The organism is Parabacteroides sp. AF27-14, assembly GCF_003635425.1.
GTDB lineage: Bacteria > Bacteroidota > Bacteroidia > Bacteroidales > Tannerellaceae > Parabacteroides > Parabacteroides distasonis.
This window is the reverse complement of the sequence record NZ_QTLZ01000010.1, coordinates 79,386-102,276: the sequence shown is the minus strand read 5'-3', so window position 1 is coordinate 102,276 and position 22,891 is coordinate 79,386. Positions and strand designations below refer to the sequence as shown.

15 protein-coding genes, 3 tRNA genes and 2 pseudogenes are annotated in these 22,891 nt (G+C 45.7%); 2 read left to right on the top strand and 18 right to left on the bottom strand.

The features are described 5' to 3' along the window. Positions 1 to 59: 59 nt before the first annotated feature. Both pgk and DWY79_RS12280 read right to left on the bottom strand, forming a co-directional pair. Positions 60 to 1,331, bottom strand: coding sequence for a phosphoglycerate kinase (gene pgk, locus DWY79_RS12285; protein ID WP_005862970.1), 1,272 nt, complete (start codon positions 1,329 to 1,331; stop codon positions 60 to 62). A 97-nt stretch (positions 1,332 to 1,428) separates the two neighbouring features. Then, positions 1,429 to 1,890 (bottom strand): hypothetical protein, encoded by a 462-nt coding sequence (locus DWY79_RS12280; protein ID WP_005862967.1) that lies wholly within the window; start codon positions 1,888 to 1,890, stop codon positions 1,429 to 1,431. A 100-nt stretch (positions 1,891 to 1,990) separates the two neighbouring features. On the opposite strand from DWY79_RS12280, the pseudogene DWY79_RS12275 reads away from it, so the two are divergent. Further along, positions 1,991 to 4,306 (top strand): annotated as a pseudogene (locus DWY79_RS12275) (ATP-binding protein). On the opposite strand, the pseudogene nrfA reads toward DWY79_RS12275, so the two are convergent. From nrfA to DWY79_RS12250, 5 genes and pseudogenes are all read right to left on the bottom strand, one after another. Next, positions 4,303 to 5,600: pseudogene (gene nrfA, locus DWY79_RS12270) on the bottom strand (ammonia-forming cytochrome c nitrite reductase); the annotation flags it as partial. The pseudogenes DWY79_RS12275 and nrfA overlap by 4 nt on opposite strands. A 301-nt stretch (positions 5,601 to 5,901) precedes the next feature. Further along, positions 5,902 to 5,975 (bottom strand) — tRNA-Arg (locus DWY79_RS12265). A gap of 28 nt (positions 5,976 to 6,003) precedes the next feature. Further along, positions 6,004 to 6,077, bottom strand: a tRNA-Arg gene (locus tag DWY79_RS12260). A gap of 27 nt (positions 6,078 to 6,104) precedes the next feature. Next, a tRNA-Arg gene (locus DWY79_RS12255) sits at positions 6,105 to 6,181 on the bottom strand. Between the two features lie 76 nt (positions 6,182 to 6,257). Next, positions 6,258 to 8,576, bottom strand: coding sequence for a patatin-like phospholipase family protein (locus DWY79_RS12250; RefSeq protein ID WP_009275054.1), 2,319 nt, complete (start codon positions 8,574 to 8,576; stop codon positions 6,258 to 6,260). Between the two features lie 112 nt (positions 8,577 to 8,688). Here DWY79_RS12250 and DWY79_RS12245 point away from each other — a divergent pair, with 112 nt between their 5' ends. Then, complete coding sequence (locus DWY79_RS12245) at positions 8,689 to 9,012, top strand: co-chaperone YbbN (protein ID WP_005862963.1); 324 nt, start codon at positions 8,689 to 8,691, stop codon at positions 9,010 to 9,012. Between the two features lie 57 nt (positions 9,013 to 9,069). Here DWY79_RS12245 and htpG read toward each other — a convergent pair whose 3' ends face one another. The 11 genes from htpG to DWY79_RS12190 all read right to left on the bottom strand — a co-directional run bounded on the left by htpG (position 9,070) and on the right by DWY79_RS12190 (position 22,818). Further along, entirely contained in the window at positions 9,070 to 11,124 is a 2,055-nt protein-coding gene (gene htpG, locus DWY79_RS12240; protein WP_122369408.1) for a molecular chaperone HtpG, read from the bottom strand. A 170-nt stretch (positions 11,125 to 11,294) separates the two neighbouring features. Further along, entirely contained in the window at positions 11,295 to 12,899 is a 1,605-nt protein-coding gene (locus tag DWY79_RS12235; protein WP_199705229.1) for an MFS transporter, read from the bottom strand. After that, positions 12,896 to 13,966, bottom strand: a complete 1,071-nt coding sequence (locus DWY79_RS12230; RefSeq protein ID WP_005862960.1) for an HlyD family secretion protein — start codon at positions 13,964 to 13,966, stop codon at positions 12,896 to 12,898. Before DWY79_RS12230 ends, DWY79_RS12235 begins: the two co-directional genes overlap by 4 nt. A gap of 15 nt (positions 13,967 to 13,981) precedes the next feature. Beyond that, positions 13,982 to 15,301 (bottom strand): TolC family protein, encoded by a 1,320-nt coding sequence (locus DWY79_RS12225; protein ID WP_048928238.1) that lies wholly within the window; start codon positions 15,299 to 15,301, stop codon positions 13,982 to 13,984. Further along, complete coding sequence (locus tag DWY79_RS12220) at positions 15,282 to 15,722, bottom strand: MarR family winged helix-turn-helix transcriptional regulator (protein ID WP_005857644.1); 441 nt, start codon at positions 15,720 to 15,722, stop codon at positions 15,282 to 15,284. Before DWY79_RS12220 ends, DWY79_RS12225 begins: the two co-directional genes overlap by 20 nt. Before the next feature lie 324 nt (positions 15,723 to 16,046). Further along, positions 16,047 to 16,550 (bottom strand): flavodoxin, encoded by a 504-nt coding sequence (locus tag DWY79_RS12215; RefSeq protein ID WP_005857641.1) that lies wholly within the window; start codon positions 16,548 to 16,550, stop codon positions 16,047 to 16,049. Positions 16,551 to 16,583: 33 nt separating this feature from the next. Then, entirely contained in the window at positions 16,584 to 18,617 is a 2,034-nt protein-coding gene (locus DWY79_RS12210) for a thiamine pyrophosphate-dependent enzyme (protein WP_122369407.1), read from the bottom strand. Positions 18,618 to 18,640: 23 nt separating this feature from the next. After that, positions 18,641 to 19,975 carry a dihydrolipoamide acetyltransferase family protein gene (locus DWY79_RS12205; RefSeq protein WP_122369406.1) on the bottom strand — a complete coding sequence of 445 codons (1,335 nt, stop codon included), beginning with the start codon at positions 19,973 to 19,975 and terminating at the stop codon, positions 18,641 to 18,643. A 104-nt stretch (positions 19,976 to 20,079) separates the two neighbouring features. After that, positions 20,080 to 20,823 (bottom strand): lipoate--protein ligase family protein, encoded by a 744-nt coding sequence (locus DWY79_RS12200; protein WP_036630461.1) that lies wholly within the window; start codon positions 20,821 to 20,823, stop codon positions 20,080 to 20,082. 28 nt (positions 20,824 to 20,851) lie between these two features. Then, positions 20,852 to 22,201 carry a dihydrolipoyl dehydrogenase gene (lpdA, locus tag DWY79_RS12195; protein ID WP_010183358.1) on the bottom strand — a complete coding sequence of 450 codons (1,350 nt, stop codon included), beginning with the start codon at positions 22,199 to 22,201 and terminating at the stop codon, positions 20,852 to 20,854. A 14-nt stretch (positions 22,202 to 22,215) separates the two neighbouring features. After that, positions 22,216 to 22,818 (bottom strand): nitroreductase family protein, encoded by a 603-nt coding sequence (locus DWY79_RS12190; RefSeq protein WP_036615787.1) that lies wholly within the window; start codon positions 22,816 to 22,818, stop codon positions 22,216 to 22,218. Between the last annotated feature and the right edge of the window lie 73 nt (positions 22,819 to 22,891).

Below are 22,891 nucleotides of genomic sequence, written 5' to 3'. Positions count from 1 at the left end.
CATCTCGATGAATACCGAGCGTCCCGGGGGATTTTTTATTAAATCACTTACTTATCTGATTATTTGTAAGCCTCGCCTTTTACAGCTGCGATACCCGGAAGAACCTTACCTTCTATAGCCTCAAGAAGAGCGCCACCACCTGTAGAAACGTAAGATACGCCGTTAGCCAAACCGAATTTGTTAACGCAAGCAACAGAGTCGCCACCACCTACTAAAGAGAAAGCGCCGTTCTTCGTAGCCTCAACGATAGCCTCGCCAACCGTGCGAGATCCGTGCGTAAAGTTCTCGAACTCGAATACACCCGTAGGACCGTTCCAAAGGATCGTCTTAGAGTTCTTGATAACGTCAGCGTAGATAGCCTCGGTCTTCGGACCTATGTCAAGACCTTCCCAACCATCAGGAATCTGATCTACCGGAGCGAAATCAGTCTTAGCGTCGTTGCTGAAATCGTCAGCGATCTTAGCGTCAACAGCCAATACCAAGTTTACGCCTTTTTCTTTCGCTTTCTTGATTAAATCAAGAGCAAGATCCAGCTTATCGTCCTCGCAGATAGACTTACCGATCTTACCGCCTTGCGCTTTCGTGAAAGTATAAGTCATACCACCCGTGATGATCAAGTTGTCTACCTTGTTCAACAAGTTCTCGATGATCTCGATCTTGGAGGAAACCTTAGAACCACCCATGATAGCGGTGAACGGACGTTGGATGTCGTTCATAACCTTATCGACAGCCTTCACTTCTTTCTCCATCAAATAACCGAACATCTTGTTGTCCGTATCGAAGTAGTCAGCGATCAAAGCCGTAGAAGCGTGAGCACGGTGAGCGGTACCGAACGCGTCGTTTACATAGCAGTCAGCGTAAGAGGCCAATCTCTTCGTGAACTCTTTCTGGCTTTCTTTAACGGCTTTCTTGGCAGCCTTCTTCTCCTCGTCAGAAGCGTCTTCAGCCAAACCTCTTGGTTTGCCTTCTTCCTCAGCGTAGAAACGAAGGTTCTCAAGCAACAAAGCTTCGCCCGGTTGCAAAGCGGCAGCCTTAGCGCCGGCTTCTTCGCCAATACAGTCGTTTGCAAACTGAACATCTACGCCTAACAACTCAGAAAGGTGCTTCAATATGTGCTTTAAGGAGAACTTATCAGTAGCGCCTTTCGGACGACCTAGGTGAGAACCGATAATTACGCTACCACCATCCGCTAAGATCTTCTTTAATGTAGGAAGAGCGGCACGCATACGAGTGTCGTCGGTGATGTTGAAGTTTTCGTCCAATGGAACGTTAAAGTCAACTCTTACAAATGCCTTTTTGCCGGCAAAATTGAAATTGTCAATTGTTTGCATAACTATTGTATTTAATGTCTGTATTAAAATGTTCCTTTAATCGCTTGCAAACTTACATAAAATATTTTTATTTGACCGTTTGCGCTTGCTTTAAATTTTATACCAATTTGAAACGTAGCCGTAATCTCCCGTCAGCATAGTCGTAATTCAACAGCTTGAAATGTCCGATCTCGGATGTATTCGCCACGTGCGATCCGATACATGCGCAGGCATCGTAATCGCCTATGCGTACGATACGTAATGTGTCGCTGGCATCATCGGGCAATTTACTTAAATCCACGATACCGCCGGCCTTTTCTTTTGGCATGAACTCGATGGTTACGGGCAGGTGCCGGTCGATCACCTCGTTTATCTTCTTCTCAACCTCGGCCATGACCTCCGCGCTGGGCTCTTCCGCCAATAGATAATCGCATTTAGACTTCTTCCTCTCTATGTGCGCGTTCTTGGATCTGGGACATCCGAACATCCGTACCATTGTCTGGTTTAAGATATGTTCCGCCGTGTGCATAGGAGGATACTCTTGCTTGTTGTGTTCGTTCAGTTGGATTTCTTGTTTCATATATTTGATGTTTTGATTGTATTTCGTGAAAAATATGCTCAAATGTACGAAATAAATCTTTAGTTTTGTAAAGTCATAGAAAACACCTTAAAGGAACGATATGCCAGCTAAGCGCTTATTTGGAATAATATCCATCATATTTCTCTTTGTTACCTGTATATCATGTAAATCCTCTACAGACTTATCGGAGGAGAAGCGTATACTCGTGATTCAATCTTACGAAAAACATTTTCCCGCCTATGAGAAGATGAAGGAAATCATGTCGAGTGATTTGCGGAAGAAGGGGATACATGCGAGTGTCTATTCTTTTTATTTGGATTGTGAGCAATATTCGGAGAAGCAACAGCGACAGAAATTATTCAAGAAACTGAATGAGTTATCGACATGGAACCCGGATATTATTCTGGTCAATGACGATCAAGCCTTGAACGCTTTGATAAGTAGCAGGCATCCCCTCGCTAAATCGATCCCGGTCGTGTTTATGGGGGTTAGTTATCCCAATATCCCGATCATCCGGAAATATCCGAATATGATGGGCTTTTATGATAAACCGGATTATAAGAGGAATATAGAATTGATACGGCGGCTTGTTGGTAATTGCATCGTCATAAGAGTCTCGGACGATACCTTTCAGGATAATATGATGCTGGCGGACATGAATGCGCAGATTCAGGATATTTGTGCCGTGAACAATATATATTCCTTGGATCGGGTACGTTTATCCGGAAAGAACGGGATTTCGATATCGGATATACCTAAGATAAAGCCGGATACGATGTATATAAGCACACTCAGTACGAAATCGGCGAATGCCCTGATTAAGGGATTCGGCGAGAATTATTATAATAAAGCGTATCTGGCAACCAAGAGGGATTATATGACAATCTCGTTGGGGCGGCTCAGCGCCTTTCCATGTTTCTCCGTGATCAATGAGTTGATCGGAAATCAGAATGGCATAGTTGGCGGGTATGTCACTGTCTTTAAGGATGAGGTAGAGGCAGCTGTAAACCGGGTCGTCTCTATCTTGAAAGGAACGCCCCCGTCCGATTTTCCGCAAATCGAAGAGAGTAACAAGGCTTATGTTTTTGATTACGGTGTGTTAGAACGCTGGGGCATTGATAGTAGTAAATTGCCGGAAGGAGCTATTATTGCGAATATGCCGTTTGTCGTTCAATATAAATATTATATATGGGCTGCCGGCTTTGTTCTGTTGGTGATGTTGCTTCTGCTTTTTAGTTACCAAAGAAAGCGATATATACAGGAGGCTTTACATAAGAAGGATGCGCAGGAGAAGTTAAAAAGGGAGAAGACTTTTCTTTCTTTTGCGTTGGATAGCGGCAACATTTTCGCTTTTCGGTATAGCAAAGGGGTATTCGAGTTTGATAATAGATTCTACCATTACTTAGGTATGCCCTGTGTGCCGATGAAAATCGAGGAGTTTCAGGATGCTATACATCCTGAAGAACTGGATAATTTCCTTCGAGACCGGAATCTGCTGGATAGTGGCTTTCTATCCCGGAAAGTGACGCAACGTCGTTGTAACTTTAATAAGAAGGGGTATGAGTGGTGGGAATTTCGCTATGCCCAAAATAAGAATGAGAAAGATTCGGTTTCCGGTGACGAAGCTGTTGAGGTAAGTGGCTTATGCTTGAATATCCAGCGGATAAAAGACACGGAGAATAGCCTTATAGCCGCCCGCCGGAAAGCGGAGGAATCTGATCGGATGAAATTAGTCTTTCTGGCGAATATGAGCCATGAGATACGTACGCCTCTGAATGCGATCGTAGGCTTCTCCTAATTGCTCAATTCGGATATGCCTTTGGAACCGGAGGAAAAGGCGGAGTTTATAGATCTGATTACCAAAAACAGTGACCTGTTGCTTAAGCTGATCAACGATATCTTGGATCTATCACGCATAGAATCCGGTAGCATGTCTTTCTCTTATGAGAACCTCGATCTGAGTAAACTGATGGGAGATATCTTCCATACGCATCAATTGATGATGCCGGAGGGAGTGGAGTTAAAGATAAGGGTTCCCCATGAACCTCTTATCATCCGTTCGGATCATTTCCGGTTGACGCAGGTTTGTACCAATTTCATTAATAATGCGGTGAAGTTTACCGCTAAGGGATATATCGAGATCGGATATGAACTTAGCGCAGATGGAAAATCGATCCTTATTTCCGTGAAAGATACGGGTAAGGGCATTCCTGATGATAAAAAGGAAAAGGTATTCGAGCGTTTCCAGAAACTGGATGAGTTTGCCCAAGGTACAGGCTTGGGGTTAGCGATCTGCCAGAGTATCGTTCATACGTTTCATGGAAGCATATCGTTGGAATCCGAGGTTGGCGTAGGTAGTAAGTTTACGATCTCGCTACCTTATACCCCGGGATTGGAGCTGGAGGAAAGAACTTAATTACCTTCGATGAATCGTTTATTGGCCCTCGCTTCTTCCTGCCATTGGGGGATGACGGTTTCTAAAAACTTTTGTTTGGCCTGTTGCTCGGCTTCCATATCGAGGCCGATATATTGCTGGGCTTTCGCTTTCGTGGAGATATCCGGCATCGGAACATCTTGGGTATAGCCTAGCTGCGCTAAGACCTTCATGATCTGGATGCGGGCTTGGGTAGCCTTATCGAGTCCGCTGCCCAAGATACGTGTGACTTCTTGGGGCGCGTGGAAAGCCGCCCCATGTGAGGCCACGGCGAAGTCCCAACGCCATTGTGCCTGCCGGAGCAGTTTTAATACGTTTTTCATTTGAGATTCCGTAGCGCCTTTGTCCCAAGCGAATTTCGCTTCTATATGGGCTTTTGTCAATTCTTCCTCTACACGCATGCGTATGGCGTAGACTTTGTTTTGCCGTTCATAAACATCCTTGCGTAAGGTCTCCTCACTTTCCCGGTGGCAGGCTTGGCAAGTACGGTCTATCATCGCCAACGGGCTTTTGATATGATGGTTGTTGTACCGGTTCTCATCTTCCCCGACAGCAGGCATATGGCATTCTCCGCAGGAAACGCCTCTTTGCCCGTGAATGCCCATCTGGAATAACTCGAAATCCGGATGTTGCGCCTTTATCAAATGTGCCCGGCTTAATTTATGGGTGAAATCGGTGAAGTTTATGCTATCGTAATAGGCTTCTATATTTTCTACCGTATAACCTTGATCCCAAGGTAAGGTTAGTATACGATCTTCTCCTTGGAAATAATATTCGGCGTGGCATTGGGCGCATACTAGAGATCGCATCTCTTGCTCGGTTACGTCCTCTATACGTAATCCGTTGCGCTTATAGGCACTTTTCAAGAATGAGCGGGTCACGCGCAATCCCATGCTTTGCGGTTCATGGCAGTCTGCGCATCCGATTGGATTTACGATCTCGTTGCCTAGCTCCGCCCATTTCTTCTTATATAAGGTCTTGGCATCGGTGGTCGTTAATAAGCGGGGTATGTCCGGACTTTACATGCCCAGCATGCGGCAGGCTGGGGGCCACTCGTCGGGGTCATGGGAGAGCCGGTCCGCAGGCTTTTGTATAGATCTTCTATGGAATACATATGCCCTCTGGGACTTAGATAATCTTTGGAGAAAGCGTATCCTGCCCATAATACCACCATTACGGGATGTTCGGCCAAGATATCAGCTTGTTGGTTCCCATTAAACAAACTGCGGAAAGTCGTGTCCGAGGTTTGTTTCCAACTTTGATACTCATTGGAATAACGAAGGTCTATAGAGTCGCTGTTTTGTTGATCTATTGGCTGATCATCGGTATCGTCGATGAATTTGATGCTATCTTGTCCGGTAACAGTGGTACGTAAGATCACTAATACGATAATGACGATTAGACTTATGGCTATAGAAGTTTTATAGTGTGCTTTCAAGTGTTTACCTTTTATCTTAAATAAAATATTCTTTGTATTAACTGCGAATATATGAATAATAATGATACGACCGGTAGAAATTGAAAAAATCCTTATTTCATTGCTTCCGAAGACGCTGGATGAAATAAGGATTCTCAAGTGACTCGCATAGGATTCAAACCTATAACCTTCTGATCCGTAGTCAGATGCTCTATTCAGTTGAGCTAGCGAGCCAATCTGTAAATGAATTTGAATATTCAAGTGACTCCTAAAGGATTCAAACCTTTAACCTTCTGATCCGTAGTCAGATGCTCTATTCAGTTGAGCTAAGGAGCCAAGATATATTCTATTGCTATCTTCGAATGGTGACCGCGACAGGATTCAAACCTGTAACCGGCTGATCCGTAGTCAGCTACTCTATTCAGTTGAGCTACGCGGCCATTGTTTCGTGATTGCGAGTGCAAAGGTACGTTTTTGTTTTAAATATGCAAACGTTTCGACTACTTTTTTGCGAATTTAATCTAACATTTTTGGATTGAAGATCAGATAACCAATGTTTAAGCCAAAGTTGAAATTCTCCTTCGGATAACTGTATCCGTTGGCGTACAGACTTATACATAAAAATGGCAATTGCAATACGACCGCCGCTTCACCCATATAATTAAACGAGTGCAAAAACTTACCATAATGCGGGATTCCGACATACGGGTTGTTTTCCGGCACCGTCTTTTGTATTTCATAGAGCGGAGCGAAGCCATACATATCCAACCGGAAGTGCAGAAGCTTGCTTAACTTCAAGATCGGGGAAAGCCCGAAAGCCACATATTGGTTCGCCCGGAACGCCTCGTTGAATACAATCTCGCTATGGGGTGTCGGGGTAAACGCCGGGGCCTGTAATACGCTAGCCGTATAGTTATTCATGAGGTTCTTGCTGGATATGACCATTTCCGCCAAATAACCTAAGTTGAAACGGTTGCTCAGCGTCTGGTATTGGTTCCAGCGCCCTTTCAGTTGCAGCCAGCTATGCACTTTGCGACCAATCGGGGCTTCCGTCGTGGCGGAAGTGGGGGATGGAGTGTACTTCTCCGTACCGGTTACGTATTGGGCGATTAGGAATTGCTGTTTTCCGCTTATCGGGTATTGTTTGGCGTTGAGTGAGTTTTGCTCGATACTTAACGAACCGCTGAATAAATCGTACCAGCTATGGTCGAAAGAGGCGTTCGGGAAAGGTATCGTGGTGCTCTGCAAATAGAAATCGTTCAACCGTCCGTAGGCGAACCCGATCTCCGCTTTCGCGTGGTTGAGGAAGGGGAAGCCTAATTTTAGTTTCATGTACAGTTCTTTCTGCTTAATCATGGCGGGCACTATATCCTCATAAAAGAGGGATTGGCTTTCCGTATATTTCTTGTCCGAGAAGACTCCTTGCCAATTTAAATAAGTGGGGATTTGCGTTTGCAGGTACATCCGGCCACTCAACATGACACCACTAAAGGAGTTACCCACTTGAAAGTTCGAGTTTACGTCGGCGGCGAACCGTCCCAGATATTGATACCCCAATCCTAGGTATAATTGATTCGCTTGATGAGACGATACGTTTCCACCGAAGCCAACCGTGATCTCTTCTTTCATCTTCACGTCCAGATAAAGATCGAATTTCTTCTCTTTCCGGTTATAAACGGCATGCGGCATGATTTCCCTAATCTTGGAATAGGTCAGCATCTTGAAATAAGCCCGCTTGAACTCTTCCATGGAGAACTCGTTATTGATATCCCTGTGTAATTGGGCCTCTATGTATTTACGCTGGGCCTCGGATACGCCCGTCACGTAAATATTACGGAAGATCAGCGGGGGAAGGTTCTCTTTATAGGCTTTTCTTCTTTCGGTAACCTCATTTAAAGGCACTTCCCGGGGAACCCGTTGCTTGATGGAGTCGATCATGGAAAGGGTACGTTTATACCCGATGTCCATAAGCTCCTTGCCTTTCTGGAAATCCAATAAGGAGACGGTGGGAAAACTGAATTTAATCATCATGCCATCTTCCTCCGGTACCTCGTAATCGGTCTTTTGCATGATCATGGTCTCGATCTGGTTATAAGGATTCTCCGAAGGCTTTTTATTCCCTCCCGATACCGTCGATCCGAAAATGAAATCCGGGTGGAACGCGTCTTTCATCGGGCCTACCGGGAAATTATCGTAGATACCTCCATCGAATAAAGGAATACTGTCTTTCCATATGGGCTGGAAGAAAAACGGGAAAGTCATGGAGGCACGTACGGCGTCTCCCAGATCCCCATTCTTAAAGATGATCGGCTTTTTAGTATATATATCCGAGGCCACGCAACGGAAAGGGACAAACAGGTTGTCGAAATTCCACCCCGCCTTTGCCGTCGCCTGCGAGAACAAGGCCATGAACGCCTGATTCATCTGTATGGGATTGATTAAGCTTTGCGGTAAGAAGCTAGCCTTGATCTGTAGGGAATCGGACATATCGATGGAGAAATGCGCGAATTCCGGGGTCGGGTAAGGCTCCTTGAAATAATAGGTATATTGCTCCTCCACCGTACCTGTTTGCCAATAGGAGAACTCCTTGGAAAGCATTAGCTCCAGCATCTCCTCGGGGGAATATCCCATGGCGTATAAACTACCGATAATCGCCCCGATGGAGGTACCGGTAATGTAATCGATCGGTATATTATTTTCTTCCAGCGCCTTGATCACTCCGATATGTGCCGCTCCTTTGGCACCGCCGCCACTGAGTACCAACCCTACTTTCTGGGCGGAAACAATCTGAATGGCAGCAAGGAATAAGGCTATGATAACGGTTATTTTCCTCATATGAACCCAATCTGTTTTTCTTCTCCAAATGTAAGAAGTATTTCTTTAGAAACATAAACATTTTGTTTTTTCGTATTGTTGAGTTATCAATACAATTAAAACAGATGATGTTATGAAAGAGAAAGAATTGAATAGGGAAGAGCGGAATAAGACCGTTATGGAGACCGGTGCTTTGGTCATGGCTGAGTTTTATGCGGATTGGTGCCCTCATTGCCAGAAAATGATGCCGATCGTGAAGGAGTTCAAGGAATTGGAGAAAGGAAAATTAGAAGTGGTACAAATCAATATCGAGGAGGAGAGCGCTCTTGCCGATTTGTATACGGTGGAATCGATTCCTACTTTTATCCTGCTACGGAAAGGGGAGGCTTTGTGGAGACAATCCGGCGAGATGAGCTTGGATAGGTTACGGAAAGTGGTCGAGGATGTCGTGGGCTGAAACTAAAAAAACCGTTCCCCCGAGAAGGAACGGTTTTTTATATATGTGAGGATTGGTTTATCCGATCAGTTCTACGCTACGTTTGATGAATTGGCTTAAGGCCTCTCCCTTCAGCATACCGTTTCCTAACAAAGCAAGGTCGATCAACTGACTAACTGTCTTGTTCGTGCCGGCGTATTCGGCGAGAACTTGGTTGCGTTGCTCACGAAGCTCATCCAGCTTATGGTCGGTGTTGGTCATATCCTCTTTCTCTTGCGCCGTGATCTCATCTTCTTTCTTTTTGCTTTGAGCCTCACGTAAGTCGGCTTGACGAGCCTCCCATCCTTTGATATCGCTAAGGATCGGTTTTAACTTCTCGTCGCAAGCTTGCTCCTCTTCAGTTAATACTTTCTTGATCAACGGATGATCCGTATTCAATACGAAGTTGAAGCTATCCGGCATCTCGCCATAGAAAGACATACCCGGTTGCATAGCGGACATCTCACGCATTCTTCGCATATACTCGCTTTGTGTCAACATGACAGGGTTCGCGTTTTCGCCCAATGCCTCGAATGTTACGTAGAACTCGGTCTTGTTCAATTTCGGCATCTGACTCTTGAATACTTCCTGCATGGCCGTTTTCTGCTCCTCGCTCAAGGTTACCTTACTCGAGTCTTCCTTGCGGATCAGGTTATCGATCGTATCGCTATCCACACGAACGAAGCGGCTCTTCTCGAACTTCTGCTCCAATTGTCCGATCAAGTGTACATCCAATTGTCCGTCCATTTCCAAGACGCTGTAACCTTTGTCCTTTGCGGCTTGTATATAGCTGTATTGCTCGTCTTTATTGGTGGTATACAGATAGATTAAGTTACCCTCTTTGTCTGTCTGGTTGTCCTTGATTAAGTTCTTGTATTCCTCGAAAGTGAAGTATTTGCCTTCGACGTTCTTGAATAAGGCGAACTTAACCGCACGGTCGTAGAACTTCTCATCAGTCAACATACCATATTGGATGAATAGTTTCAAGCTATCCCATTTCTCCTCGAACTGCGGGCGGTCGTTCTTGAAGATCTCTTCCAAGCGGTCTGCCACCTTCTTCGTGATGTGGTTGGAGATCTTCTTCACGTTCTGATCGCTTTGCAAATAGGAACGGGATACGTTCAACGGGATATCCGGCGAATCCAATACACCATGCAATAATGTCAAGAACTCAGGAACGATACCCTCTACGGAATCCGTAACGAATACTTGGTTGCAATATAACTGGATCTTGTTACGATGCAAGTCGATATTGCTCTTGATGCGAGGGAAATATAAGATACCGGTCAAGTTGAACGGATAGTCTACGTTCAAGTGAATCCAGAACAACGGCTCATCCGTCATAGGATATAAGTCACGATAGAACTTCTTGTAATCCTCGTCGGTCATATCGGCCGGTTTGCGAACCCATGCCGGTTTGGTGTCGTTGATTACGTTATCTTCGTCCGTATCTACATATTTGCCATCCTTCCACTCTTGCTTCTTGCCGAATGCGATAGGAACCGGTAAGAAACGGCAGTATTTTGTCAATAAGCCATTGATCTTATCCTTGTTCAAGAAATCTTTATTCTCGTCGTCTATATACAGGATGATATCGGTACCACGATCCTCTTTCGTCGTTTCCTCCAAGGAGTATTCCGGCGTACCGTCGCAGCTCCATTTCATGGGAACAGCGCCTTCTTTGTATGATTTCGTCACGATCTCTACTTTCTTGGAAACCATGAAAGAGGAGTAGAAACCAAGACCGAAGTGACCGATGATAGAAGCGGCGTCGTTCTTGTATTTCTCAACGAACTCCTCGGCGCCGGAGAAAGCGATCTGGTTGATGTACTTATCGATCTCCTCGGCCGTCATACCGATACCCCGGTCAGAGATCGTGATCGTTTTGTCATCGAACTTAACCTGTACGGTCAAATCGCCGAGTTCGCCTTTAAACTCGCCTACGGAAGAAAGCGTTTTTAACTTCTGGGTAGCGTCTACCGCATTAGAAACAAGTTCACGAAGGAAGATTTCGTGATCACTGTATAAGAACTTCTTGATAATCGGAAAGATGTTTTCCGATGTTACTCCGATGTTACCTTGTTTACTGCTCATAGTCTGAATATCTTATTATTTTTATTGTTATTTTGTGCGTATTCCTGATCCTGATCATTCTCAAGATCCGCCTATTCCTATACAAAACGAATGCCAAAATGTTTCGGATAAACTATAAATGACAAAAAGGCAGATGCCGGCTGATAGATTTGCAGCCGGGCATAGTTTGATCAAACCATATCATCTCCTGTCTTGGCGAATGTAACACGGATGGTTTTATGGAATGGGATAAAACGGGATACGATCGCTATGAATAAGGAGATGACTAATAAATACCCCAGTATCTCTTTTAACGCCAATAATAAGCTTTGTTGCTGTAACGTATTATAGAGTGTATTGGTAGCCATTTGCGCTGCCTCGTCGTAGGGATGCCCTTGGGTCAAGGCGTTGCCAAGCGCCTGATTATAGCGTGAGGCGGCTAGAGGATCGGCCAGCGTAACGGTTTCTGATAAGGAATACATATATTTTTGTTCCAAGTGATATAGTATATTACTGTAAAAAGAAGTCGCCATGATAGGGGATAGTACCGAACGGAAAATGATGAGAAAGAAAGCGTTTGACAATAAATATTTAGGATTTAAATCTTCCACGGCAAATAAGGCGAAAGCTATGATTAGAATCATCATGCCCAATCCCCTGAGGAATATAGGAAAGTAGAGCATCTCGTATCTGCTATCCGGTGAGATCCCGAAATAAAGGCTCCCGAAGAACAGGACGAAACAACTCATTCCTCCCGCTATCAAGAAACGAAACCGCCAACGTTGCCACCGGAACCACCAAAAACAGATGAACGCCCCCAAGACATATCCCGGAAGCAAATAAGTATAAAGGGAATAGGTATGGGTGCTGTCTACCTTTAAGATACTGGTCAGGTAGCTGGTCAACAAGGTAGTCGAGGTACTGAAAAACATGACAAGCATCATATAGAAATAACCGATAATGGCTTTCGGCTGGTATAAAGGCGCCAGATTCACGTACGGACGTTCCGAATGATATTGATACCAAATAAATAAAGCGATCAATATCGGGGCGATCATGATATAAAGGCAAATCTTGGGGGATGCCATCCAGTCGAGTACTTTCCCGTAATTAATGACATACATAAGCATTAACAATCCGGTGGATATGATGAACATTTCCCGGATGTGTAGATCGGCCAAGGGGATGGACTTGATCGGCCGGTTATGGCGGAAGCAGATGATTACCACTAGTATGGCCAATAAGATCATCAGCATCATGAAATAATACATATATTTCCAGTCATAATGGTACGCTAACTGTGCGGTAACAAGCATGGACGCTTGTCCCCCTCCGAAAACAAAAGGATAGAAGTAGGAGTAGAATTGGCTACGTATATTTTTAGGGCTGAATATCTTTTGTGCGTACCGGATAAACCACAGCATGAGAAACCCTTTCAGGAAACCGATCGCGAAACTACAGACGATCAATATGTCGGCGTTCTGGGAGCGGGCACAGATCCAGCTTAAGAAGAACTGGGCGACTAAATCCGCTAACAATAAGAATTTTATAGAGAAGGCTTCTAATATCTTCGGAATAATCGGATAGGATACCGCCATTCCCGCCGCTGCCGCGTAATATCCCATGGTTATATCCTCGGTGTTCGTGCCTAGCGTGTTTGATACCTCCAGCATACTGCCGGTGTACGAACCGTTTAGCATCGTAACCGGAAGGATAACGATGAAGATGCAAATCAATCCTAACCAGTCCGGCACCCATTGGCGGATCGGTGCCCCAAGCTCTTTCATCGTGATCATTTGCGTAAGGCTTCTGTTTCAACCATCATGCCTGCTCTTAAGTATTGCGTATCTTCTTGCGATAGATTTTCCAAGTCTATCCGTACCGGGATACGTTGTTGTACCTTGACGAAGTTTCCGGCGGAATTGTCGGTCGGGACCAATGAGTATTTGGAGCCTGTGGCGTCGGAGATTGCGGTTACCTCCCCGTTGAATATCTTTCCCGGCAACGCGTCTACCTTGATACGTACTTTTTGCCCGATATAGATGTGGGGGATCTGGGTCTCCTTGTAATTGGCCGTGATCCATTTGTCTTTATCTCGTACGAGGTAGGATATCGTTTGTCCGGCTTGCACGTATTGTCCGGGCTCTAAGGTCCGTCTGCCTACATGACCGTCGTAAGGGGCGGTTATAACGGTATAGGAAAGGTTTAACCTCGCTAAATCCAGATCCGCTTCTTTTCGTAAGATCGCCGCCTCGGCTCCTGTTGTCTTCTTGCTGGTTTCGGTGAATTGGGAGAAAGCGGCTTTCTTTTGTTCCACCAACGCCTGATATCGGGCTTGCGCCGCCTCGAAAGCGGCTTTGGATTGCTCGTATTGTTGCTCGGGGACCGATTCTTCTTTCAGCAGCCGCTCAAATCGGTGATAATCCTGTTCCAGTTGCCAAAGCTTGGCTTTAGCTTCGGCGATGTTGGCGTCTTGTACGGCGATGTTCGTATGGGAGGTCTCGATACCGGAACGAAGTACGTCTTGTGATCCTTGGGCATCGATCAACGCGGCCTCTGCCTCTTTTACCTTGATCCGATATTCCCGATCGTCCAGTATGAGAAGTGTGTCCCCTTGGTGAACGTACTGGTGTTCCTTGAAACGGACCTCTTTTATGTAGCCGGAGGCACGTATATTTAGTGGGGCGATATATTGGTCCACAAAGGCATCGTTTGTCACCTCATAATTGATGTAACGCCAGAAATAATTGGCTGTCCACCAAATGCCGGAACCGGCTAAAAGGATACATATGGAGTTTAATACTATATTCCGTGTCCTTACTTTCTTTAGTCTTTGATGTTTCTCTTTTAATTCGTTTGCCATAGTCGTTGTTTCTTTTTAGAGACGGCCGCAAGCCTTCTGTAGTTGATAGTAAGTGTAAATCACGTGGGTACGGGCATTCGTGAGCTGTAGCTCCGCGTTGAGGAGAACCGAGTTCGCGTCGAGTAAGTCGGTTAGGATCGCCAATTGGTTTAAATACCGGTTTTGCATGATCCTATAGTTCTCTTGAGCTTGCCGTACGGATAACTTCAAGGCTTCCACTTCTTGTAGAGCCTCCTTATGACGTAAGAACGCGGTGCGTACTTCCATACGGATTTTCTGCTTTTTCTGTTCCTCCTCGTTTTTATGTAACGAGACCATCCATTTGCTTTCCTTTATCTTATGGTTGTTTTTATATAAAGAGGATAAAGGGTAGGAGAGCGACAGCCCTATGTTCCAGTTGTTGTTATACATATCCGCTAATGTTCGGGAGACCGGACGTGCCAATGTGTTCGAGGCATATAGCGATAGGCTGGGTAGCGAGGAGGCTTTAGTCAAACGTATATCGTTTTGGGCTAACTCTGTTTGTTTCCGGAGTAGACGTATCGCCGGATCATTGGAATAGGCTTGGGCTACATAATCTTCGTAAGTTTCTAAAGATACGGTTTGGTCCAGTAACGTGGTATCTGGTTTGAGCAATAGATTCTCATCGAGACCGATCAGGATATCCAATTGCTGTGATACCAGTATGAGGCTATTATCCGTTTCTTGCAAGGATAGGCGGTCGTTGGTTAATTGCATCTCGCTTCTTAATACGTCGTTATTGGTTATCAGTCCCTCTTTTTTCATACGCCGGATATCTTGCAGGCGGCGTTCCGATTCCTCGATATTACGGGAAAGCACCTCACGTTGTTTAAACAGGCTGAAAAGACCGATGTATTGATTTAATAGACCGAGCTTGATGTCACTCTGGTCTGTGAGCGTTTGTAAAGAGGCGACTTCTTTCTCCAGATCCGCTTTCCGGATGGAATACCGGATTTTACCGCCTTGGTATATCGGTTGGGTAAGGTCGATGGCATAGTTCTGGGACCAATCGGGCGCTTCCGGGCGAGTCGGATGGGCGAGTCCTTGCTCAAAGAGGATCGGTTGCCCTACATATCCACCTTTCAAGCCGATTTGCAGGTCTGGCAATTGTGCGGAACGTGCCGTATGGGTTCTCTCTTGCGCTATCGATTCTTTTAAGACGTCTGCTTGGATCTGCAGACTATGCCGTACGCCTCTCTCGAAAAGCTGGTCGATGGTCAAGAAGAGCGAATCGGTTTGGGCGATTGCCGGAAATGTAGCGACCGTCATACAAAAGAGGCTCAATACGTGCTTTTTATATATTCTCAAGGACATTATGTACTGCTTTTAATTCGGATAACATGGTTTCTACGTTCTCTATTCCGATAATATGCTCCGCATGTACATAAACCTGATCAAGGATCGGGCGAATTTGCTTTTTGAATTCTTCTCCTTCCGGGGTTAGGAAAACCAGTTTGTTCCTCCGGTCCTCGGGATCTTCTTTCCGATGGACGTAGCCTTTCTTCTCTAAATTGTTCATTAGGTTTGTCAGACAAGCCTTATCCTTTGCCGTTCTCTCTGCCAAGACCTGTTGGGTGATACCTTGTTCGTGCCATAGGCAACTCAAGATTTGAAGCATCTCAAATGTTATACCGGCGTTGTTCTTTTTCAGCGTTCGTTGCATAGACCGACGAAATGCCATGCGTGTGCGGACAACTTGTAACATAAGTTCCCGGAATTCTTTACCTTCTACCATTACTTATAATTCTTTTAAACTTGCTGGGCGCGAAGATAGCGTTTTTTCTCGGATTAGTCAAATGTTTAACTAATTAGTGTCTCGCTAATAAAGTATGTTTGCCATCTAGGTGGCACAGCTTTGCCATCGGCGTGGCACGGGCTTGCCATCACTATGGCACGGGTATGCCATCAGCGTGGCACAGCTGTGCCAAGGCGATGGTAGATGTTGGCACAGTATGTGTATGAAAGACAGGTGTATAGAATGAAGGCGTAACAAACCCGTGGAGTGATTCGTTACGCTTTCTGTTTAGTTCTCGTTTACGAGTTTAAGATGCATTCTTCTTTATCCAAACGCCTCCTTCAATTGCTTCACCCATCGCTCGATTCGTTTGTCGGTTTGATCCGGTTGGTTTTCCAAATCGAGGACTAAGCCTAGTAATTTGCCATTTTTCAAGGCTTTGGAGGCATTAAAGAAATAATCATCCGAAGAGGTCTCGCCTACTAAAGTCGCTCCACAGGAGGTGAAAGCGTCCGCCAATATGCCGACTCCATCGGCGAAATTATCCGGATAATTCGTTTGATCTCCAAGACCGAAAATAGCGACCTTCTTATTTTTAAGGTCTAAAGTGACCAGTTCCGGGATGATCTCGTCCCAATAGGTGGGAAGCTCGCCATCGAACCAAGTAGAGGTTCCTGCGATTATATGGTCGTAAGCCTCGAAATCTCTTTTCCATGCGCTTTCAATAGGGATGATATCGATCTGATCCTCCCCGAAAGCTTTTCTTATTTTATTGGCGACAAAGGTTGTTTTCTCTGTGCCCGTTCCGTAAAATAATCCTGTTTTCATTGTGATACTTTTAAAGATTTAACGAATGTGGATCTAATAAAGCAGCAGTTCTTTTGCCGCATGATAGATGGTCTCCTCGTTGGGGAGGATGGCCCGTTCCAAGACCGGATGGAAACCAACCGGAGTGAATAGGGAACCTACCCGTTGGATCGGAGCATCCAAGTACTGGAATAGTTCCGAGCCGATGATACCGGCAATTTCCGCTCCGAAGCCAGAGAAGACCTTGTCCTCATGTACGATCAATACTTTACTGGTTTTCTTCACCGAGTTGAAGATCGCCTCTTTATCCAATGGTATCAAGGTACGAAGATCGATAACCTCCAGTTCCCAGCCTTTTTCTTTGTAAAGAAGCTCGGCTACGTTGAGGCAAAGATGGGTCGTATTGCCATAAGTGATGATCGTCAGATCTTTTCCCGGACGGCGGATACGGGCTTTCCCAAACGGAACCTCGAAATCCTCGGGGACAAAGGTGGAGGCTTCTACCGCGTTGTAGAGCGCTTTCGGTTCCAGATAGAGCGTAAAGCCTTTAGAACGCATACTCGTCCGCAACAGTCCGGCGGCATCATCCGCAAAAGAGGGATAAACAATCCGGGCACCGGGCAGTGAGGTCAATGCGCCCTCAATGGTCTGGGAATGATAAAGCCCTCCTCCGATATAGCCTCCGGAGGCTAGGCGCAAAGTGATGTTTGGGGTAAATTGCCCGTTGCTGCGCCAATACTCATGCGTACATTCCACGTATTGCTCGACGGCCGGCCAGAAGTAATCGGCGAATTCCGCGCCCTCGATCACTACATGGATCTTCGGGTCAAAGCGGCACATACCGTTCGCTGTCCCTACGATATAATCCTCGGCGATAGGGGCGTTGAAGACTCGCTCGATACCGAATTCTTGCTGCATGCCTTTCGTGATGTTGAATACGCCACCCTTTTCTTTATTGGCTACATCCTGTCCCCAGATAAATGTATCCGGGTTGTGCCGGAACTCCGCTTTCAACGTCTTGTTGATCGCCGTAACTAGCGTTTCTTTCTCTCCTTCCTTGTTTTGAACACCTTCTTTGTATTTCTGAGGTTGATAAGGTTCCGGGAGGACGTAATCCTTGACGGTAGACGGATCGGGATCGGGGGCGGCCATCGCTTTCCGATTGGCGGCTTTCAGGTCTTTAGCCGCTAGATCCGCGATCTCTTTCAATTCTTCCTCGGTGAAACGTCCGTAACGAATCAGCATGCGATGGAATTTGTATAAAGGATCGGCGGATTTTACATAGGTAAGCTCGTTCTCATCACGATACAAGGTATGTTTATCGGAGTTTGAGTGGGAGCCTATCCGTACGCAATTGGCCTGAACGATTACGGGAGTCCGGTTGGCGATCGCGTACTCCTTGGCCTCGGTCATGGCATTCATGGAATCGAACACGTCTTTTCCATTGCAATGGATAATACGTAAATTCTTGAAGCCAGAGAAGTTATCGGCAACTTTACGATTGGCCGTCTGGTCCTTTTTGGGGACAGAGATACCATATCCATTGTCTTGGAAGACAAAGATAACCGGCAGTCGCTCATTGCTGGCGCCATTGATTGCCTCATACACATAGCCTTCGGAAGCGGCCGATTCACCGTGCGAGGTAATCGCTACGCCTTTCTGTCCATAGTAAACCATCGCCCGTGCCACGCCGGCGGCATGGAGATCGTGAGTCGCCGTAGCGGAAGAAACGTTCTCGATATGCCATTCCATCTTAGAGAAGTGGTTAGACATGTGGCGGCCGCCACTGGTCAGATCGGTCGCCTTGGAGATACCGTTCAGGATGATCTCCTCGGCGGTCATTCCCGCCGAGAGAACCGTCAACATATCCCGGTAATAGGGGAAGAGAAAGTCCGTGTCCTTATCGAATACTTGTCCCATGGCGAGTTGTATCCCGTCGTGCCCGGCATACGGGGCATGATAAGACCAGCCGAGAGATTGCAATAAATAGGAGGGAGCCTTCTCATCGATCGCCCTTCCGAGCGTCATAAGGTAAAACCATTTCCTGAGAGTCTCCTTATCTGTTGTTTTTATATCATACTTTTTCATGTTGTTCTATTATATATAATGTATTAAGCGTTCCAATTCTCTAGTTCGTCGGCGATGGAACGTAAAAAGGCTCCCGCCAAAGCTCCGTCCACGATACGATGATCGTAGGAGAGTGAGAGGTACATCTTGTGACGGATAGCGATCGTATCTCCCTCGGGCGTCTCTACTACCGCAGGCTTCTTCTCGATATAACCGACGGCTAAGATCGCTACTTGAGGCTGATTGATGATCGGGGTGCCGAACAGACTCTTGAAGGTTCCGAAATTCGTAATCGTGAACGTTCCGCCTTGGATGCTATCCGGGGCGAGCTTATTCTCACGGGCTTTAGCCGCCAAGGTATCTATTTGTGAGGCGAGGCCACTTAGGTTCAGCTTATCGGCATCGTGTATAACCGGGACAATTAAATTTCCGTCGTTTAAGGAAACCGCTATACCTATATTAATAGGCTTCTTTAGGATGATATTGTAACCGTCCACGGATGAATTTACTAATGGATAGGCTTTCAACGCTTTGGCTGTCGCTTCGGTAATAGCCGGCATATAAGTTAGGTTGATGCCTTCTTGCTTGAAGAATTGATCCTTCACTTTTTTACGCCAGTTAACCAGTCGGGTCACGTCTACCTCGATAACCGACGTCACATGCGGAGATACTTTTTTCGATAATACCATATGGTCCGCAATGATCTTACGTACACGATCCATTTCTCTCACCTCGTCTCCTTGGGCGAGTGGAGCAGATGGAGTGGCCGCTGTCATAGGCATGGAAGGAGCGGTCGGCGGCGCTACCGTAATTGTTGGCGTGCTCGTAGCCGTTTGCTGCATGGAAGAAACAGGAGCCTGTTTCGGCTTCGGCATTTCCGTACCTTTATTTTTGTGATCGATATACGTTTGAATATCTTTCTTACTGAGACGTCCCAGATATCCGGTACCCGGAATATGATCCAGTTCATCTTGCGATACACCGGCAGCTTTCGCTAATTGCAATACGACGGGAGAATACCAACGATCTTCCTCTTGGGAATTTTTTGATAATTCCTTTGGGACGGGGGCGGGGACTTGTTCTTTCGGTTGAGTAGCCTCCGAGGTTTCCGGCTGAGCTCCGTTATCCTCTCCTTCACCTTCGATCTCAAGGATCGCTACGACTGTACCGACCGCTACGGTGTCTCCCTCATTAAAAAGAAGTTGTTTTACTTTTCCCTCAACGGGGGATGGAATCTCAGCGCTTACTTTCGCTGTGCTTACTTCGAAAAGGACATCATCTTCCTCTACGGTATCACCTACCTTTACCGACCATGAGATGATGGTTCCTTCTGTAATACTTTCGCCCAACTTAGGCATCTTTATCTCAAATGTAGCCATATTTTGATTTTTTAATTACTGTTATATAGTGTAGAGACGGGGCGTGCCCCGTCTCTACAAACGGTATATAATAAGAACAAAGATCAAGAAGGTAAGTTTCTGTATTATAGTGTATAAGTGTTAAAGTTCCAGCTGGCTGTAGCATATTTCTGCTCTTTAAGCCGATAGATGGCTTCCAAGTCTGCTTGCGTGAAGGAATAATCCTGTATGCCGGGATTATTGATCGTGAAATAGTAAAGAAGCGCTTTCTTAAAATGCTGGATGGAGATAGAAGCCGGAAGATGGGCGCTGATATTCGTGACCGGACTCCGTACAGATTTAACGAATGTCGATCGTTTACCTCCTGTTTTCTTTGGTGTTTGACGGGATGTACTTTTCAAGGAGGTGACGAGCCTATCCAGATCGGTGGAAAACAATAAGGTAGCATGGTGCATATACCGATTCTTATGGATACTCTGTGCGCTACCCGATATTTTAAATCCTCCGATAGTTAATCCTTTCCGTTCATCCACCTCGACATGTACTCCCAATGTCTTGAGAAAATTCATGATCTGGATGGTATATTTGTCGGTCTGCATAATCTGGCCGGTCTCTATAAATGTAAGATTCAGGTTTCCCGGATCATGGTAAACGGCACCACCACCGGAAAACCTGCGCGCTATCTTGATTTGTTGGTCTTGTACGAATTTGAGATTTACCTCGGCCCATACATCCTGATGCTTACCGATCACGATTGATGGTTCATTCTGCCAAAGCATGAAAATATTCTCTTTGAAATTCTTGAGCAGATACTCTTCGGCGGCCAAATTGAAGTATGGATCCGTTTGTGTATTGTGAATGCAAAGCATCAGGAAACTGTTTTAGTTAGGCGTTTTATTAGATATATAAACTTTCGTGGAGGATCTCACTGACTGTCGGATGCGGGAAAATATTTTTCTTAAATTCATCGACTGTATAACCATTCTCGACAGCGATTCCGGCGGTGACGATAATCTCGGATGCCGGATTCCCTAGTAGATGGCAACCGATGATACGATCCTCGTCGTCCGTGATCAGTTTACATAAACCATTACCATTCTCGTTCTCTGCGACGAAACGTCCGGAATAGGTCATCGGGATCTTTTGAACACGAAAACTTTCCCCATTCGCTACCAATTCCTCTTCTGTCTTACCCACGCTCGCCAATTCCGGATTCGTATAAACTACCGCCGGAATGGCTTTATAGCTCATCTCGTCCGGTATGCCTAGGATATGGTGTATGGCAACTTCCGCTTCCCGGTAAGCCGTATGTGCCAGCAGGGAAAAACCGGTAATATCTCCAGCCGCATATACATGTGGATGGGAAGTCAGCATATGTTCGTTTACCTTTACACCGGCCCCTTGTATTTCGATCGCTAGATTTTCTAGTCCCAGACTCTTTGTAATCGGACGGCGGCCCACGCTCACCAATATTTTATCGGCTTCAATCGTGTCTGCCTTGCCGTTTTTCTCAACAAAGACTTTCTCTGCCGATACCTCTGTAACTTTGGTATTCAAGAAAAACTCTACGCCTTTTTTCTTATACTCGGATCGAAGCATCGCTGAGGTTTCTTTATCCATATTCCCTAATATCTCGGGTAGCATCTCGATTACCTTCACCTTTACGCCCATACTGTTAAAGAATGAGGCGAACTCCATTCCGATCACGCCACCACCGATAATCGCTAACGATTTTGGCAAATCGTTGAGATCAAGGGCTTCCCGGGAAGTCCAATACTTGACCTCTGATAACCCTTTGATAGGAGGGATCACGGTTTCAGAGCCTGTGCATACTAACACATTCTTCACTAAATACTCTTTTCCATCGCAGTGAATCCGTATATTTCCAAACTCCTCTCCGGTGATTCGTGCCTCTCCTTCTACGATGGTGACGCCGTTACCCGTAAGCCGGGCTTTTACCCCGAGCGTAAGTTTACGGACGGTCTTGTTCTTCCGGTCGATAATCTTTGCCAAGTCGAAACTTGGGTCTTTCATCGCCACTATACCATATTTGGAGGCACTTTTGATACTGTCTAGTATCTTGGCGGAGTATAAAAGAGTTTTTGTCGGGATACATCCCTCGTTTAGGCAGACGCCACCGATAGCGTTCTTCTCGAAAAGGATCGTTTTTAATCCATTCTCCGAAGCCCTTTCGGCGGCGGTGTAACCCGCAGGTCCACCGCCTATGATTGCTATGTCATATTCCATATACATTATTATAATTATTTGAATACTAAAATTCGTTCCTCTAATGGAGCGAATTGTTTTTCTCCCGGTTCCTGGGTAGAGGTTCCGAACGGCATCTCGGCGATCAGTTTCCAGTTCGGATTGATATGCCATTGTTTAGCGACCGCCTCGTCGATCAACGGGTTGTAATGTTGCAAAGAAGCGCCGAAGCCGGCGTCTTCCAGCATAGTCCATACCGCGAATTGATGCATAGCCGATGTCTGTTGGGACCATACCGGGAAATTCTCTTTATAAGAAGGAAATTGCTTCTGTAAGCCTTCTACTACCGCTGTATCCTCGAAAAAGAGGACCGTGCCATAGCCAGCCTCGAAAGAATTATCTATCTTTGCCTCGGTAGCCTTATAGGCTTCGGCGGGGACGATTTTACGAAGCGTGTCTTTTACGATTTCCCAAAGCTTCTTGTGGCTTTCACCCAGTAGCAGTACGATTCTCGTAGACTGCGAATTGAATGCGGAGGGAACGTGAGTGACCGCTGTCTTAATAATCTCATGAATCTCGTTGTCGGAAATGGGAGAGTTGTTACCTATTCCATAATGTGTCCGGCGATGCTGGATCGCTTCTTTAAAACTTCTTGCCATAATGAATATCATGTTATGTTGTTATATACCTATAACTAATTTAAGACATGATTTGTTGAGGAAAAAATATTTG

Coding starts and splice junctions, on each gene's coding strand:
- pgk (WP_005862970.1), bottom strand. CDS start 1,331: ATGCAAACAATTGACAATTTCAATTTTGCCGGCAAAAAGGCATTTGTA.
- DWY79_RS12280 (WP_005862967.1), bottom strand. CDS start 1,890: ATGAAACAAGAAATCCAACTGAACGAACACAACAAGCAAGAGTATCCT.
- DWY79_RS12250 (WP_009275054.1), bottom strand. CDS start 8,576: ATGAGGAAAATAACCGTTATCATAGCCTTATTCCTTGCTGCCATTCAG.
- DWY79_RS12245 (WP_005862963.1), top strand. CDS start 8,689: ATGAAAGAGAAAGAATTGAATAGGGAAGAGCGGAATAAGACCGTTATG.
- htpG (WP_122369408.1), bottom strand. CDS start 11,124: ATGAGCAGTAAACAAGGTAACATCGGAGTAACATCGGAAAACATCTTT.
- DWY79_RS12235 (WP_199705229.1), bottom strand. CDS start 12,899: ATGATCACGATGAAAGAGCTTGGGGCACCGATCCGCCAATGGGTGCCG.
- DWY79_RS12230 (WP_005862960.1), bottom strand. CDS start 13,966: ATGGCAAACGAATTAAAAGAGAAACATCAAAGACTAAAGAAAGTAAGG.
- DWY79_RS12225 (WP_048928238.1), bottom strand. CDS start 15,301: ATGTCCTTGAGAATATATAAAAAGCACGTATTGAGCCTCTTTTGTATG.
- DWY79_RS12220 (WP_005857644.1), bottom strand. CDS start 15,722: ATGGTAGAAGGTAAAGAATTCCGGGAACTTATGTTACAAGTTGTCCGC.
- DWY79_RS12215 (WP_005857641.1), bottom strand. CDS start 16,550: ATGAAAACAGGATTATTTTACGGAACGGGCACAGAGAAAACAACCTTT.
- DWY79_RS12210 (WP_122369407.1), bottom strand. CDS start 18,617: ATGAAAAAGTATGATATAAAAACAACAGATAAGGAGACTCTCAGGAAA.
- DWY79_RS12205 (WP_122369406.1), bottom strand. CDS start 19,975: ATGGCTACATTTGAGATAAAGATGCCTAAGTTGGGCGAAAGTATTACA.
- DWY79_RS12200 (WP_036630461.1), bottom strand. CDS start 20,823: ATGCTTTGCATTCACAATACACAAACGGATCCATACTTCAATTTGGCC.
- lpdA (WP_010183358.1), bottom strand. CDS start 22,201: ATGGAATATGACATAGCAATCATAGGCGGTGGACCTGCGGGTTACACC.
- DWY79_RS12190 (WP_036615787.1), bottom strand. CDS start 22,818: ATGGCAAGAAGTTTTAAAGAAGCGATCCAGCATCGCCGGACACATTAT.